The sequence below is a fragment of the Bacillus sp. z14 (2026) genome, from assembly GCF_058313575.1.
On sequence record NZ_JBZFQK010000001.1, the window covers coordinates 1 to 14271 of the forward strand.

At 35.4% G+C, this 14271-nt stretch carries 14 protein-coding genes; 8 read left to right on the forward strand and 6 right to left on the reverse strand.

Annotation, left to right across the window (positions count from 1 at the left end; all coding sequences use genetic code 11):
* Positions 1 to 258 precede the first annotated feature (258 nt).
* The 5 genes from AC4G3O_RS00005 (at position 259) to AC4G3O_RS00025 (ending at position 3783) form a co-directional block, all read left to right on the forward strand.
* Positions 259 to 1461 carry an IS110 family RNA-guided transposase gene (locus tag AC4G3O_RS00005; RefSeq protein WP_491089503.1) on the forward strand — a complete coding sequence of 401 codons (1203 nt, stop codon included), beginning with the start codon at positions 259 to 261 and terminating at the stop codon, positions 1459 to 1461.
* A 280-nt stretch (positions 1462 to 1741) separates the two neighbouring features.
* Positions 1742 to 1891, forward strand: coding sequence for a hypothetical protein (locus AC4G3O_RS00010; protein ID WP_187393423.1), 150 nt, complete (start codon positions 1742 to 1744; stop codon positions 1889 to 1891).
* A gap of 217 nt (positions 1892 to 2108) precedes the next feature.
* On the forward strand, positions 2109 to 2456 hold the full coding sequence (locus AC4G3O_RS00015) for a hypothetical protein (protein ID WP_148629676.1): 348 nt from the start codon (positions 2109 to 2111) through the stop codon (positions 2454 to 2456).
* Between the two features lie 178 nt (positions 2457 to 2634).
* Positions 2635 to 3015 carry a DUF3021 family protein gene (locus AC4G3O_RS00020; protein WP_491135617.1) on the forward strand — a complete coding sequence of 127 codons (381 nt, stop codon included), beginning with the start codon at positions 2635 to 2637 and terminating at the stop codon, positions 3013 to 3015.
* Positions 3016 to 3168: 153 nt separating this feature from the next.
* Positions 3169 to 3783, forward strand: a complete 615-nt coding sequence (locus AC4G3O_RS00025; protein WP_148629678.1) for a hypothetical protein — start codon at positions 3169 to 3171, stop codon at positions 3781 to 3783.
* A 319-nt stretch (positions 3784 to 4102) separates the two neighbouring features.
* On the opposite strand, the gene AC4G3O_RS00030 is transcribed toward AC4G3O_RS00025, so the two are convergent.
* Entirely contained in the window at positions 4103 to 4288 is a 186-nt protein-coding gene (locus tag AC4G3O_RS00030; RefSeq protein ID WP_491135618.1) for a hypothetical protein, read from the reverse strand.
* A 945-nt stretch (positions 4289 to 5233) separates the two neighbouring features.
* Here AC4G3O_RS00030 and rsgA point away from each other — a divergent pair.
* Positions 5234 to 6322, forward strand: a complete 1089-nt coding sequence (rsgA, locus tag AC4G3O_RS00035; protein ID WP_491135619.1) for a ribosome small subunit-dependent GTPase A — start codon at positions 5234 to 5236, stop codon at positions 6320 to 6322.
* A 349-nt stretch (positions 6323 to 6671) separates the two neighbouring features.
* Here rsgA and AC4G3O_RS00040 read toward each other — a convergent pair whose 3' ends face one another.
* The 3 genes from AC4G3O_RS00040 to AC4G3O_RS00050 form a co-directional block, all read right to left on the reverse strand.
* Positions 6672 to 9284 carry a calcium-translocating P-type ATPase, PMCA-type gene (locus tag AC4G3O_RS00040; protein WP_218975785.1) on the reverse strand — a complete coding sequence of 871 codons (2613 nt, stop codon included), beginning with the start codon at positions 9282 to 9284 and terminating at the stop codon, positions 6672 to 6674.
* Between the two features lie 525 nt (positions 9285 to 9809).
* Positions 9810 to 10652: a manganese catalase gene (locus AC4G3O_RS00045; RefSeq protein ID WP_139891984.1), complete on the reverse strand. Its 843-nt coding sequence runs from the start codon at positions 10650 to 10652 to the stop codon at positions 9810 to 9812.
* A gap of 301 nt (positions 10653 to 10953) precedes the next feature.
* Positions 10954 to 11082 (reverse strand): hypothetical protein, encoded by a 129-nt coding sequence (locus AC4G3O_RS00050; protein ID WP_257469051.1) that lies wholly within the window; start codon positions 11080 to 11082, stop codon positions 10954 to 10956.
* 468 nt (positions 11083 to 11550) lie between these two features.
* Between AC4G3O_RS00050 and AC4G3O_RS00055 the strand changes: the two genes are divergently transcribed.
* Positions 11551 to 11982: a DUF2621 domain-containing protein gene (locus tag AC4G3O_RS00055; RefSeq protein ID WP_066103960.1), complete on the forward strand. Its 432-nt coding sequence runs from the start codon at positions 11551 to 11553 to the stop codon at positions 11980 to 11982.
* 100 nt (positions 11983 to 12082) lie between these two features.
* Here AC4G3O_RS00055 and AC4G3O_RS00060 read toward each other — a convergent pair whose 3' ends face one another.
* On the reverse strand, positions 12083 to 12652 hold the full coding sequence (locus AC4G3O_RS00060) for an HD domain-containing protein (protein ID WP_140461422.1): 570 nt from the start codon (positions 12650 to 12652) through the stop codon (positions 12083 to 12085).
* A gap of 241 nt (positions 12653 to 12893) precedes the next feature.
* Between AC4G3O_RS00060 and AC4G3O_RS00065 the strand changes: the two genes are divergently transcribed.
* On the forward strand, positions 12894 to 13394 hold the full coding sequence (locus AC4G3O_RS00065) for an NUDIX domain-containing protein (RefSeq protein ID WP_139891983.1): 501 nt from the start codon (positions 12894 to 12896) through the stop codon (positions 13392 to 13394).
* 76 nt (positions 13395 to 13470) lie between these two features.
* On the opposite strand, the gene AC4G3O_RS00070 is transcribed toward AC4G3O_RS00065, so the two are convergent.
* Positions 13471 to 14082, reverse strand: a complete 612-nt coding sequence (locus tag AC4G3O_RS00070; RefSeq protein WP_066103954.1) for a hypothetical protein — start codon at positions 14080 to 14082, stop codon at positions 13471 to 13473.
* Between the last annotated feature and the right edge of the window lie 189 nt (positions 14083 to 14271).

Here is a 14271-nt window from a genome sequence, read left to right on the forward strand (position 1 = left end):
AAAGGGGCAGGTTCGTATTATATAGTTCAGCCAGAACTTTCTGGTTGAACTTTTTTCATATGAATTTAATCTATCAGTAGCCAGGGTAGAACGTAAGGGGCAGTGGGACAAATGATCCCGTCCGCTAAACTGTTCACCCCCTACTTGTAGAAATATGTTTGAGGCTGGTTGGGACTGAGATCTCGTATAACAAGCGAAGCTATAATACTACTTGGAGGAAATAGGGGTACTGGTGAATTTATCAGAGGAGGAGAAAGAATGAACCCAGTTGTGGGTATAGATATAGCCAAAGAAGAAAGTGAAGTACAGGCTTTTTTAGATAAAGGAAAGCCGTATGGAACAAGTTTTTCGATTAAGCATAATCGTGAAGAGTTGGAGAAGTTTATCTATTTCTTAGAAGAAATGAAGGAAACAACTGGGCAGATGCCTGTGGTTATATTGGAATCAACAGGACATTATCATACCCCAGTTGTTCAATGCTTAGAAGAGAATGACATACTTTATATCTTATTGAATCCAATCATTTCTCATCAAGCGAAGAAGGCCAGTTTAAGAAAGGTGAAAACTGATGCGTTTGATGCGTATCAATTATGTGTTCTCTATTATAAAGAAGAATTTGAACCTCAAAAAAGGAGAGGAATTCAACTTCTAAATATTCGGAATCTATCGAGACAACAAGAGATAATGACGAATATGTATGTGGAGGCAAAATTGCATTTCCATACGATTTTAGATCAGGTTTTCCCTGAATATAGAAAGGTTTTTGGGGATCTATTTTCGAAAGTATCTTTATCGGTATTAAAGGAATACCCTACCTCGGAGAAGGTTCTAAGGGCTAGCAAGGAAGAGCTAGAAGATAGGATACGAGAACATTGTCCCAGTCGGTCTGTACAGTGGGCCAAAGAAAAGGCAAGAAAGCTCATTCATTCAGCTTCTCAAAATCCTTTTCAGAAAGTGCGATATGAAAGCCATCTTATCAATCTTAGTATGTATATCGATATTTTATTTCACTACCAAGGACACCTTACGGATTTAGAGAGCCAAATGGTATCCCTGGCAAATGAAATAGAAGAATATAAGATTATCCAATCGATTCCTGGTATCGGTGAAAAGATTGCGGCAACAATCATTTCGGAGATAGGAGAAATTGATCGGTTTAATCACCCTAAAAAGTTAGTGGCCTTCGCTGGAGTCGATCCCAGTGTCTATTCATCTGGTAAGTTTACTGCGAACATAAATCGTATAACCAAACGAGGATCCAGTAGGCTAAGGCATAGTTTGTATTTAGCTGTTTTATGTGGGATAAGAGGCTCTAGAAATAAAAAGCTCAAAGAGTTCTATGATAGAAAACGTTCAGAAGGAAAACCTTCAAAAGTTGCCATTGTAGCTTGTATCAACAAGCTGCTTCACTGGATTTATGCTTTATTGAAAAAGAACGAGAATTTCCTAGATTTAGCTTAGGAAATGATATTTATCCAACATAAGAAAAACCTTCCAAAAAGAAACTGGAGGGTTATTTGGCATACCCAAAAACAGTATAGCATATAAAAAAATGAAATATACAGAGAGATATTGACAACCTATTAGCTGGTTTAGTGGAATACGTAATGTAATTGATTTAGTTATGGTAAAATTTATTATATATGTTGGAAATATTGTTAATTGTGTAATGGAGGGAAAATTAGGCTGATATACCAAAAATAATGAATGGAGTATTACGGTATATGATAGGGGGGATAAAATGGGCCAGAATCTAAAGGAAAAATCCAATTTTGGTCAGCAAATGACTGCCAAATGGCTTGCGTTTGTTCCTAGAAGTCTACGTTATTTATTGATTTTTGGTGGATTATTATTGTTAATATATCTTGTAAACAAAGGAATATGGTTTTAAATATAAGTATGATACATTCAGCTACAACATTTTAAATAAACGTAAATACACTATCAGGGCCTTGATCAAGTAGGATTAATGCTTTTTTATTGAATTTCTTATTGTAGTAACGGGGCAGTTTAGCTCAATAAGTGAAAGGATAATATCACCATTTTGTAGTAGTATGGAGAGAGATAACTGAATTAATACAATTTAATGTAAAGAGAAGGGGATTATGATGAAAATAAATTTAATGATTTTTATATCATCCATAAAAGAACAAAAAGAAAACAATATCGGAGAAATAGTTATAAAAACATTTGAATCTAACATTCGTCCTGTAAAAGGGGACATTTTAGATGATCCAGGATTCCATCCAGGATTTCACAATGGATATGAAGTTGTTAAGGTTACAATGAATTATGCTTTAAATGAATGCTTCGTTTCACTATGCCCACTTGAGTTAGAAAGGGAAGAAATCGAGATAGAGACCTACATAGAGAGACTTAAAGTAAACGGTTGGTGTGTTGTCTCAAAAGAAGAATTGAAAAATATGTTTGCAGTAAATGGTTCAAATAATTATTAGACAAAGATTCACCAAGTTTGTTAAGAATTGCGACTAAATTAACGGGGCGACTGCGACTAGGAGCAGTCGCTTTTTACTAAAGGGGCAGGTTAGCGGAATAAGAAATTTTCTGAAACTTCGAACTAGTATCCATCGTATATAACTAATAACAGGAAATACCAAGAAAGGGGATTTTATGTTGCAGTTGCTTTTAAAGGGATTATATAGAGGGTCTATCTCATTTGGTATCTTACTAATAATTTCACTGTCGTATAAGTTGCAAGGGCAATCAGATGATTCGAGTGTTTATTTTTTTTATGGCCTTATAGCCTTTTTCCTTGGGGTGACAAGCGTCATATATCAAATTGAACAATGGAGTTTTTTAAAGCAAATTTTTGCTCATTATATGGCGATGCTGATTACTGTTTTTCCAACGTTGCTATTAAGTGGTTTTTATCCGTTAGATTCATTTAAAGATGTATTTGATGTGTATCTCCAATTTAATAAAGTGGGGATTATCTTATTTTTGATTTCATATTTTTTTTCACGTAAAAATGCTAATAATAGCACATCAATATGATTGAGGTATACGACTGACGGAGGGCATTGATCTAATAAGGATTAATCCCTTTTGTGTTGAACCTCTTATGGAAGTAACGGGGCAGTTTAGTTTAATAGGTCAATTAATTTGAACTTACAGTAACAAATATATAAGTAAGTATGGGGGATAATTTTGATTAAAGGATATTCAAAAATTTACTTACAAAAGGTTGAAGGTTTAAATAAACAAGGGTTAGTTTACTCAATAAATACAGATGGTAAAACCATAGGAAAATTACAAGAATCAAAAAAATCCTCGAAAAAGGCAGGCAATCAAATGATAAAGCTGGCCAGCCTGCTTCTCCTAGCTATACCTCAGAGAATTATCGTAGAAAATTTAGAGATAGATTTATTAGATGAAGAAGGAAAAATCGTAGGTTATATAAAAAAGGAGATTGGATTTTATAAAGATTTAACTTTATACACGAAAAATGGAGAACATATTGCCACTGTGAAATCAATTTCAAAAGGTAAGTCACCATCAATAAAAGTTATTGATGCAAATGGCAATGAATTATTAACAGCAATAGGTAGTTATGATGCAATAGATTTCACAGTTAGGGATAGCAGTACAAACAAACTGGTTACTTCAATTAAGAAACGCTCCTTATTTTATGAAACGATAAAAGAAAATTTATTCAACAATGATGTTTATCATATAGGGGATAGTGATCATAAAGAGGATATAGTATTTGAACTTATTGGGATAGTGGTTGCTATTGATATTCACTTCCATATGGGGCAATGAATTGTGAACTTTTCTACTTTACCTATGGGCATTGTCCAAGTAGGATTAATGCCCTTTTATATTGAATTTCTTATGGAAGAAACGGGGCAGGTTAGTGGAAGAAAGATTTGCTACTTTGCAGTGCAACCAAGGACTAAGAGAAGTTCAAAGAAGCGTTAACGAACTGCTATTTGATATATAATTTAGAAAACTTATAGAGGGATAAGTCGACACATCTAATAGTAAAAAAACAAAAGATATATTTTCATAAGACAAGGTTATTTATGTCTTCTTTTTTGTTAACATCGCCCTTTAGTATAGAGATGTTGAAAAAAGAAGGTCAAGATTTTTTAGCCCGATCTATCGCAAAGCGAATTGTTGCTCCGATTGCCCCACCTATTCCCATCAAAACAGCAACGTCTATAAAATTCTTAGATGGTATATCCTTGAAAACCAAATCAAAAATCCACATCAGCACTAAGACTGTAGCAATCAAACTCAATATACGTAACAAACCTTTTATCATTATTTTCCTCCTGTGTGATTTTTTTTATTGTATCACAACTGTACTATTTATATCGATTAGTTACTTATTACATGAACCAGGGCTGCAGGGCTTTATTTTATACCGAAAGTTTGGTGTTTAGCTCACCTTCTTAATCTGCAAAAAAGGGGGAATCTAGCAGAAGGTTAAGACTGTCATAAGACGTTCAGTTATTATGCGACTAAAGGGGCAGGTTAGCGGAAGAAGGATTTTAATATATCTAAGTGGGATTTTTACAATAGACGAGATAAAGAAAATGGGAGTTTTAAGTCCAAGGGATAAAGGGGTATCAAAATGCGGTTTTATTTTCGAACAATGAAAAACAATATATTTTTATCTTTAATTACTTTAATGGTATTGATTCTTACAGTCGGATTTTGGTATGGAATACCCTTATTCGGGTTATCAGATTTCTTTTTTGAAACGAATGTACCCATATTCGTTCAATTTGTTTTAATCTGCCTGAGTGTTGGTTTTTGTATTTCAATAATTTGTATTCCATTTCATCTATCTTTCGCTAAAGAATATACCATAAACAAAAAGAAAAATATGATAAATACTTTTTTTATAACTCAAGGTACTTTAATTATGTTTGTAGCATTTCTATTTGCAGTTTTTTATTTAACCGTATCACTTTTAGCATTTTAAACCTTTAACTTTAACTGCGATAGCCGAAGATCAAAGCTGTCAAAATTGACGGCCTTTTCTTATGCTGCTAACGGGGCAGTTTAGTGGAAGAACATTGTTTAATTTGTGTTGAACATTAGAGTTGGATTGTACTAATATAAAACTTATAAGTAATGAAAGGAGCTGCTGTGTTTATGTATAGCAAGCGAAATGTGGAGATTGTAACAAATAGGGAGGTATGCACAAAATAAACTAATGCATAAAACCTCCCAAAAGTTATTATCTAAACTTTAGGAGGAAATGAAATTGAATAATATTGATATGAAAAATTTAGGACTTACTGAAGAATTCATACAGGAGTCTACAATATATAAAGACCTTTTTATTGGGCGAGTTTCATCACAATCTAAAAATTTATATAAGGTGATTACAGAATGTGGTGAGGTTGTTGCTGAGATATCCGGTAAGTATCACTATAATGTAACAGGAATTTCTGAATATCCTGCTGTTGGAGATTTTGTTATGATCGACAGAACAAATAATTCAAAGGGGAACGGAATTATTCATCATATACTTTCACGAAAAAGCGTATTTGGACGTAAAATGGTAGGAACCAAAAAAGATATTCAGATTGTCGCGACAAATATTGATACGGTTTTTATTTGTATGTCACTGAACAATGATTATAATCTGCGTAGACTAGAGCGTTATCTTTCTATCGCTTGGGACAGTGGTGCAAACCCAGTTGTTGTACTTACAAAGTCAGATTTATGTGATGATATAGCATCAAGACTTGATGAAATATATTCTATTGCAATTGGTATAGATGTGATTGTTACAACAAATACTTCTGATGAAGGATGCCAATCTTTAAAAAAGTATCTTTCAAATGGGGAGTCAGTAGCGTTTATAGGTTCATCTGGAGTTGGGAAATCAACCTTAATTAATTGCCTTATCGGCCAAAACTTATTAGATACAAATGAAATAAGGAATGATGATAAAGGCAAACATACTACTACAAGCCGTGAATTAATTATGTTGCAAAATTTAGGTGTTGTTATAGACACTCCTGGTATGAGAGAGCTTGGAATTATAAGTGCAGATTTAACCAAGTCTTTTTCTGATATTGAAGACCTTGCTAATGATTGTAAATTTAATGATTGTACACACCAACATGAGCCAAACTGTGCAGTACAAAAAGCAATGAAAGATGGATTTTTGTCAATTGAAAGGCTAGAAAGCTACTGGAAACTAAAAAAAGAGACTAAGTATCAAGGTTTGAATTCTAAAATGATTGAAAAAGAAAAGGCAAATGAAATGTTTAGTAGCATAGGCGGCATGAAAAATTTCAAGAAATTTAAAGAACAAAATAGAAAGAAAAGAAGATGAAGTTTTATAGCTCTTTGAAGTGAAAAATAGGTAACAGCTCGATGTTGAGCTGTTACCTTATTTTTTGGTAGATAGTATAGTTAAATGAGATTTTATTTATAATATTTGTGAAGGAATGTACTTAAACAAACAGGAGAGTTAGTCCAATAACAAGTACAACCACTTCCTTTTTGGAGGTGGCTATTTTCATAAAAACAAGCGTTAATCAATAGCAACAATACTTACGAAAACAGCCAAGTAAAAATAGCTAGAGGCTATTCTAGTAACACCAAGGGGAAAAGAATCAGAAAAACCGAATGGATTAGCCGAATAAAAAGCACCCAATCGGGTGCTTTTTAACTGCTGGAAATTAGGTTGTCTTAGTTCTTCTGATCAGTTTTTCAATCTCAATTACAATGATTGGAACAAATCCAAGTCCAAGCGCGATCAGATAGTATTCAGAAGGAAGAGGAGTTACCTCGAAAATATAAGCAAGCGGTGGTATAAATACAATCGCAACTATAAGTAAAAGTGAAGCAAGCAGGGCAAGAATCATATATTTATTTTCACGAATATCGGATTGGAAAATAGATTTGGTTGTTCTTACATTTAGAACATGAAAGAGCTGCGAAAGTGATAAAACTAGAAAAGCCATTGTTTGGGCAGCGCCTAATGAGTTCAGATTGACTCCTGCCAGATAAAAGCCGATTAAGGAAAGTACAGCAAACATCAACCCCTGAAGGACAATCCGGTAAAGGAGCCCACCTGCAAAAATTCCTTCTGCTTTTGGCTTCGGTCTCCTCTTCATAATATCTTCTTCAACAGGTTCCATTCCAAGAGCGAGTGCAGGAAGTCCGTCTGTCACTAAGTTCAGCCACAAAAGATGGATGGCAAGGAGCGGTGTTTGTTGCCAAATAATCATGGCAATGAAAACAATAAATATCTCACCCATATTAGTGCCAAGCAGGAATTGAATGGCTTTGCGGATATTATCATAGGTACCGCGACCTTCTTTTACTGCATCGACAATTGTCGCAAAATTATCATCCGTCAAGATCATATCTGATGCTCCTTTTGCGACATCCGTCCCAGTTATGCCCATCGCGCAACCGATATCAGCTGCCTTCAAGGCAGGAGCATCATTAACCCCGTCACCTGTCATTGATACGATTGCACCTTTTTGCTGCCAGGCGCGGACAATCCGTATTTTATCTTCCGGTGACACACGTGCATAAACAGAGTACTCATCGATTGAGTCATTTAATGCTTGATCGCTCATTTTTTCAAGTTCTGCACCACTAAGAGACTTTTGTCCGGCATTTAATATACCGAGTTCTTTGGCAATGGCATTTGCTGTTCCAATATGGTCACCTGTGATCATAACCGGGCGGATACCAGCTCTTTTACAAACCTGTACAGCATCCTTAGCTTCTGCACGTGGAGGATCAATCATTCCAAGCAAGCCGACAAAGTGCAAATCATGCTCAATCTCATCGCTATTAGGGTGATCAGGAACACTGTCAAGTTCCTTATAAGCAACAGCGATAACACGCATAGCTTCATCCGTCATTTGGTTGTTAATTCTCTTGGCAGCTTCAAAATCACCAGTTTTACAACGGTTCATCAATACATCAAAAGCACCTTTTGTTAATGCATAAGGTTTTCCTTCTATTACATGGATGGTTGTCATTAGCTTTCTGTCAGAATCAAAAGGAATCTCACCAACACGGGGTGCTGCTTCATGAAGGCTTTCTTTTGTCATTTGATTCTTAAGCGCTGCTGAAAGGATAGCAGTCTCTGTTGGATCGCCGATGTGCTTTTCTTCTCCATCTACGATTTCAACGGTCCCATTTGATGCAAGTGAACCAAGGCGAAGCAAGGATTTAATTGGACCGGAAACATGGTCAGTTATATCTTCTGGTTCACCTTTAACCCAGGCTTTGATGACTGTCATTTTATTCTGTGTAAGTGTACCTGTTTTATCAGAGCAAATAACAGAGGCACTTCCTAAAGTTTCAACTGCTGGAAGCCTGCGTATAATAGCATTTCTTTTGACCATTCGCTGGACGCCGAGTGCTAAAACGACTGTGACAATTGCTGGCAAACCTTCTGGAATAGCAGCGACTGCTAAGGATACTGCAGTCATAAATATCTCTAGTATCGGCATCCCTGAGAAGAATCCGATAGCAAAGATTACAATACTGATGGCAAGCGCCAGCAAGCCGAGGTACTTTCCTAGCTTGCCTAGTTTTTGTTGCAGAGGTGTCTGACCTTGGTCAGCTGATTCAAGCAATTCGGCAATCTTGCCCATTTGTGTATCCATTCCGGTTCCAATTATAATTGCTTTTCCGCGACCATAGGAAACACTGCTGCCTGAAAAAACCATATTCACTCGATCTCCAAGGGGTGCATCCTCATTAACTGTTGCATTCTGATCCTTTTCAACTGGAACGGACTCTCCAGTTAAAGCTGACTCCTCAATTTTCAAGGAAGCTGCATCAACTAATCTTCCATCAGCCGGAATGAAATCACCAGCTTCAAATTCGATTAGATCACCAGGCACAATCTGGCTTGCTTCAATCTCGGTTAATTTTCCATTACGGATGACTTTTGCCCGTGGAGAGGAAAGGTTCTGTAGTGCCTCGAGTGATCTTTCCGCCTTATTCTCCTGAACAACTCCAAGTACAGCATTCAATATAACAATACTTAAAATAACAACTGGTTCAATATATTCCTTTGTATCATGGCCTTTAAGGGCGACGAAAAAGGAAACCGCAGCCGCGATGATTAGAATCAAGACCATGATATCCTTAAATTGTTCAAAAAAACGTTGGACGAGCGACTTCTGTTTCTTTCCTTTTAATTGATTAAGTCCGTATTTCGCTTGGTGTTCCGCTACTTGTGCGTCGCTTAAGCCAAGCTTACTATTTGTCCGATATTCCTTTTCGATATCATCGAGTTTTTTCATATGTGGATTATTCATGAAGAAACCTCCATTCTTTTTCACTAAATATGCCTTTAGCATATCCAAAAGAGAGCGAAGGATTCTTTTTAGATAATTAATTAATAAAGAAAGGTAGACTTAATCAAAATCTTCTTTTGATATCATAAAGAATTAATGAAATACAACTATTCACTCGAATTGGACTTGCCGATAGAAGTGAGATAGTTAATGAATAAGCATTGTTTTATTACTTAGATACGATAGGTAAATATTATCGATTAATGGGGGAGGGGGATGTTTTTTATAGAACATGGAATGAGTGGCTAATGTTCCCCGGAATTTAGATTACTTTACAGTACAGAAATAAAATGCGATTCGATATTCTTTTTAAATGACACATAGAAATGAAAGAATTTTTACGATATTCACCAATAGGGGATGCAATAGTAAAATAAGGACAAGAAGAGCAGGGGAATCAATGGAAAATATCTATGAAAAAAGGACTTCAGAATAACACTTATTCTGAAGTCCTTTTGTATGCTAATCAAAAATATACATTAGCGTTTATAAGATTGATTTATCTGTGTCCATTGGCAATGTGTTATGTGTTTCAAGTGGAGCTGGTTTTAACATTGGTTTTGCGCCTTCTGCAGGTGGAACGACAGCTTCATAGCGGAATTCACCTTGTCCATCCGGAGCTTCACCGCTTGCCCACGTTCCAGTACTGCTTTCTTCGCCTTCAGAGAAATTATATAAAGAGTATGCGATATCTAAGCGTTCTTTTTCACGAGGGAATGTGCTTGGAACAAGTAATCCTTCTTGTTCTTCTAATTCAGCGATTGCTTTTGCCCATAGATTTTGGTGATAAGAATCACGTGCAATAAGAACGGAAAGCAAATCTTTAATTCCTGGATCATCTGTCATTTCATAAATACGGACTGCAGCTAATCGACCTTGTGATTCAGCGTTTAGGTTAGAGCGGAAGTCAGCCAATAAGTTGCCGCTTGCTGTTACATAGCTTCCCATCCAAGGGTTACCAACACTGTCCTGTGGACGAGGATTTAATCCAGAAACAATAGCATGTTGTGGATTCATACCGCTTAGTACAGCAGCGACTGCTGGGTCAGCCATTGCTTTTTCCTGATCTTTAAGTGGTGCGTCATCAAGAAGACGTGCGACCATAGTCGCTAACATTTCAACGTGGCCGATTTCTTCTGTACCGATATCAAGTAAAAGGTCTTTATATTTTTCATTGCCGCGTACGCTCCAGCCTTGGAACAAATATTGCATCATAACGGACATTTCACCATATTGTCCACCAATCAGTTCTTGAATTTTCTTTGCCATCAATGGATCTGGTCTAGTTGGTTTAGCTTCGAATTGAAGTTCTTTTTTATGAAAAAACATATTCATACCTCCGTATATAATAGTATTTTGTGAGCGATTGCTCGTACAATCTATTACATACCCAGCGTTTTTAGGAAGAAACATAGAAATTTTGTAAAATCAGGTAATAGAGGTGTGAAATGCTATGGTAATATTGACATAGAGAATAAGAAATAAATTTTATTTTCAAGTGTATTTTTACATATTTTTTTCTTGGTTGTCGAAAATTTATGGTCTATACATAAAAAATGTCATAATAAGAAAAGAGCACCCAGAATACATGTATTCTGGGTGCTTTAGTTCGATAGGCGATAGCGCCAGATTAATTTTTCATTGCACCGATTGGCGTTAATTGTTCATTAGGCTGTTGCTTGGTTATTGATTCCATCTTCTTTAATTCTTCTCGAAGTAATCGTCTGACTTCCCTGCGTCTGTGTACTTTTTTTCCCATTAAGTAAAGACCTCCTTAAAGTAGTGGAAATGCAACAAACCAATCTGACCCTTAACAAAAATAACCACAATCCCTGATTAGATTAAAGAAATATCTAGATTGAATGATATGAGGAAACTATACAGTATATTCATTACTTCTTTAATACAGTCAGATTGTTATCTTTAGTTATATCAGAGATTGATAATTCTGACAATTAAAAACAATCTCAATTAACAAGGGAAAACAATAGAGAAAAGCCCAAAATCTTTGATATATTTACGTAATACACCCTTTTCCTGCAATTCTTTTTATTTTTCTCCAAAATCCATGTTAGGAATGGAGGTTCCCTTATACGAATTTTGTACAAACAATTTAGTAATTATTAGTCAATTTAGTTGAAGGTTTCCAACTCTTTGTTATAATAATACATGGAAAATGATTGTTAAATTAGGGGATTGTGTATTACTTAACTGGGGTGAATGATTTATGTTAGAAGGATGGTTTTTATGGTTCATCCTGTTTTGGGTTGTCTTTATGATTGGTTTTATGGCCATCGGTGGATTTTTTATGTTTCGAAAGTTCTTAAAAAAACTGCCCAAAGAAGATGGAAAATCAGATATGGACTGGGAAGTTGAATTTGTTAATCAGACAAGGCATCTATGGAATCAGGAAGAAAAAGATTTTCTAGAAGAATTAGTAAGCCCGGTTCCTGAATTATTTCGAGATGTAGCAAGGCATAAAATCGCAGGGAGAATCGGTGAACTTGCACTTAAAGAAAAGGCTAATAAGATAACGATGGATCTTATTATTAAAGGGTATATTCTAGCAACACCAAAACGTGATCACAAATTTCTTCGAAAAAAATTAGAAATTGAAAAAATAGACGTCAGTCCATTTGAAAAATACTTCTCTATTTGACCTCTTCTTTTTATGAAGAGGTTTTCTTTTACGGAAATAGCGTTTGATTGAAAATAGGACCTTAATAGGTCCCCGGGTTATTATGGCTGTGTTTGACAAATTATTTGTTGTTACTATCTTTTATAGAATCAAAAAAGCTATTTACGTCTTTAACGTATTGATGGAAAAACTCCGGAATCTCTTTGTCGTCCAAACCATAAAAGCTATTCATTGCAACCCCTCTGATATACCATTCCTGAGAATCCAGTCCTCTTTTAAAGCAGTTCCAAATTTCACTCCCCAATAATTCATGTCCGGCAGTCATGGATTTTAGGTTATCCCATTTATCAGCAACAATAAGAGCCTTTACTTCAAGAGGCGCTTCTTTAACAAGCTCAAGTGTATGCTGCTTACGTTCTTCCCAGGTTTTTGTTTTGTCCTCTGTATGAGCAGAAACATAATGCGCGATTTTAGGTCCAAACTCCTTTTCAATCTGTTCAATCGTTGTATCTGTGTCCTCCACAGTATCGTGCAGTAATGCTGCAATCACCAATTCTTCACAAAAACCAGCCTCTTCAAGAGTTTTAGCCACCTGCAAAGGGTGTATAATATAGGGTTCATTTGACAGCTTACGTACTTGTCCGGCATGTGCCTCCGTTGCAAATTGTACTGCTTTTTCCTTTAATGTCATTCATTCAGCCACCTTATCTATATATACTGAAATTTCACTATCTTATTATAAATAAATAATTCTGTGCAGCTAGAATATATAAAATATACATATGATTATGGGTATTATATCATATTTAGCTTTGAGGCAGGTCTTATGCGTTTTATTTATGAATATGTATAATAATATATTACACAGAAAGCTAAAATTATATATAATCATACTGTGGATTATTAGAAAGATTTAAAAGGGGTCATAAACCATGGAACTTATCAAGGAAATTTATGATGATGCGTCAGAACAGTATACGGATCATGCATACCGTATTAGAAAGGCATCCAGAGCTGTAGTCATTAACGACCGTGATGAGATTGCTCTTTTATTCGTTACAAATGGAAACTATCATAAATTGCCTGGTGGAGGCATTAAAAGCAATGAAACTATTTATGATGCATTAAAAAGAGAGGTAGAAGAAGAAGTAGGAACCTTAATAGAAGATATTAAGGAACTGGGACTTACTATTGAATACCGTAATAATGAAGAGCTGCTTCAGATATCTTATGGATATATTGCTAAAACTATTGGTGAACTTAAAGACCCGATGTATACCGACGATGAGATTAACGACGGATTTGTATTAAGATGGGTGCCAATCAAAATAGCGATTGAAATATTAAAACAAGACATGCCTTCTAATTATGCAGGACAATTTATTCAGCAAAGAGATCTGGAATTTTTATTAAAAGCTGACGAACTGATTTAAAATAATGTCAGTCACTACTCTAAAAGCTGCACTCCAATTGTTAGAGATTTAATTGCAATTGGAGTGCTTTTTTAGTTTAGTTAAAATAGTTTTCTAAGTCAGCTAAAGAATAGGCATCAGAAACACCTTTTTTGGAATATAAATATTGAATTAGATTTTTATCATCTTCATACAGATCAGCTAGTCCATAATAAATATTCTTTAAATAGGGAAGAGAAGGTGGAGTGATGTTCTTTTCAGCAATAGTTCGATTATCTGTAAAGGTGAAAATCGGATATCCATCCGTCTCACCCAAGTAGAGAATATTACCATACCAAGAATCGTTAAAGGAATAGGTATGAACATTTTTGGCTAATTCAAGATCTATCTCCATTTTATAATTGTCATTCTCCTGCTGTACAATTTGTTTAAACTGTTCGCTAGTAATTAGGTATTTCTTACCGTATGTCCTTGTATTCGTATCTCTATCAGTATTGATAAAAGCGACACCGCCATCCCAACGACCTGAGTATTCAGCGAAGTACATCTCATAAGGAAGAGAAATCGGAGCAATTTTTTCTGGATAAGCAGGATTCGTACACCCACGTTCATTTTTTGTAGAACCCTCTGGTGTCCCTCCGCTTATATAACAACGAAAGCGGCTCTCTAATAAATTGGATCCATAACTTGCGTACCATACATAATCCATTGTCGTATAATACCTCCTCAATAAAATTCTATATAGATATACGTACCACAAAAGGGATTGATTACACATGAACATGCGGGAGGCAGGTTAATTCCTTAGAAAAATCAAACGTATCGTTAGCACGCACAAAAACGGTAAGCTGTGTAACCTTCAGAAAAAGAATTTTAAACAATCAGGGAGAGAAAAGGG

Bases quoted from the DNA above. Each gene is read 5' to 3' on its own strand.
- AC4G3O_RS00005 (WP_491089503.1), top strand. From the start codon at position 259: ATGAACCCAGTTGTGGGTATAGATATAGCCAAAGAAGAAAGTGAAGTA.
- AC4G3O_RS00010 (WP_187393423.1), top strand. From the start codon at position 1,742: ATGGGCCAGAATCTAAAGGAAAAATCCAATTTTGGTCAGCAAATGACT.
- AC4G3O_RS00015 (WP_148629676.1), top strand. From the start codon at position 2,109: ATGAAAATAAATTTAATGATTTTTATATCATCCATAAAAGAACAAAAA.
- AC4G3O_RS00030 (WP_491135618.1), bottom strand. From the start codon at position 4,288: ATGATAAAAGGTTTGTTACGTATATTGAGTTTGATTGCTACAGTCTTA.
- rsgA (WP_491135619.1), top strand. From the start codon at position 5,234: ATGAAATTGAATAATATTGATATGAAAAATTTAGGACTTACTGAAGAA.
- AC4G3O_RS00040 (WP_218975785.1), bottom strand. From the start codon at position 9,284: ATGAATAATCCACATATGAAAAAACTCGATGATATCGAAAAGGAATAT.
- AC4G3O_RS00045 (WP_139891984.1), bottom strand. From the start codon at position 10,652: ATGTTTTTTCATAAAAAAGAACTTCAATTCGAAGCTAAACCAACTAGA.
- AC4G3O_RS00050 (WP_257469051.1), bottom strand. From the start codon at position 11,082: ATGGGAAAAAAAGTACACAGACGCAGGGAAGTCAGACGATTACTTCGA.
- AC4G3O_RS00055 (WP_066103960.1), top strand. From the start codon at position 11,551: ATGTTAGAAGGATGGTTTTTATGGTTCATCCTGTTTTGGGTTGTCTTT.
- AC4G3O_RS00060 (WP_140461422.1), bottom strand. From the start codon at position 12,652: ATGACATTAAAGGAAAAAGCAGTACAATTTGCAACGGAGGCACATGCC.
- AC4G3O_RS00065 (WP_139891983.1), top strand. From the start codon at position 12,894: ATGGAACTTATCAAGGAAATTTATGATGATGCGTCAGAACAGTATACG.
- AC4G3O_RS00070 (WP_066103954.1), bottom strand. From the start codon at position 14,082: ATGGATTATGTATGGTACGCAAGTTATGGATCCAATTTATTAGAGAGC.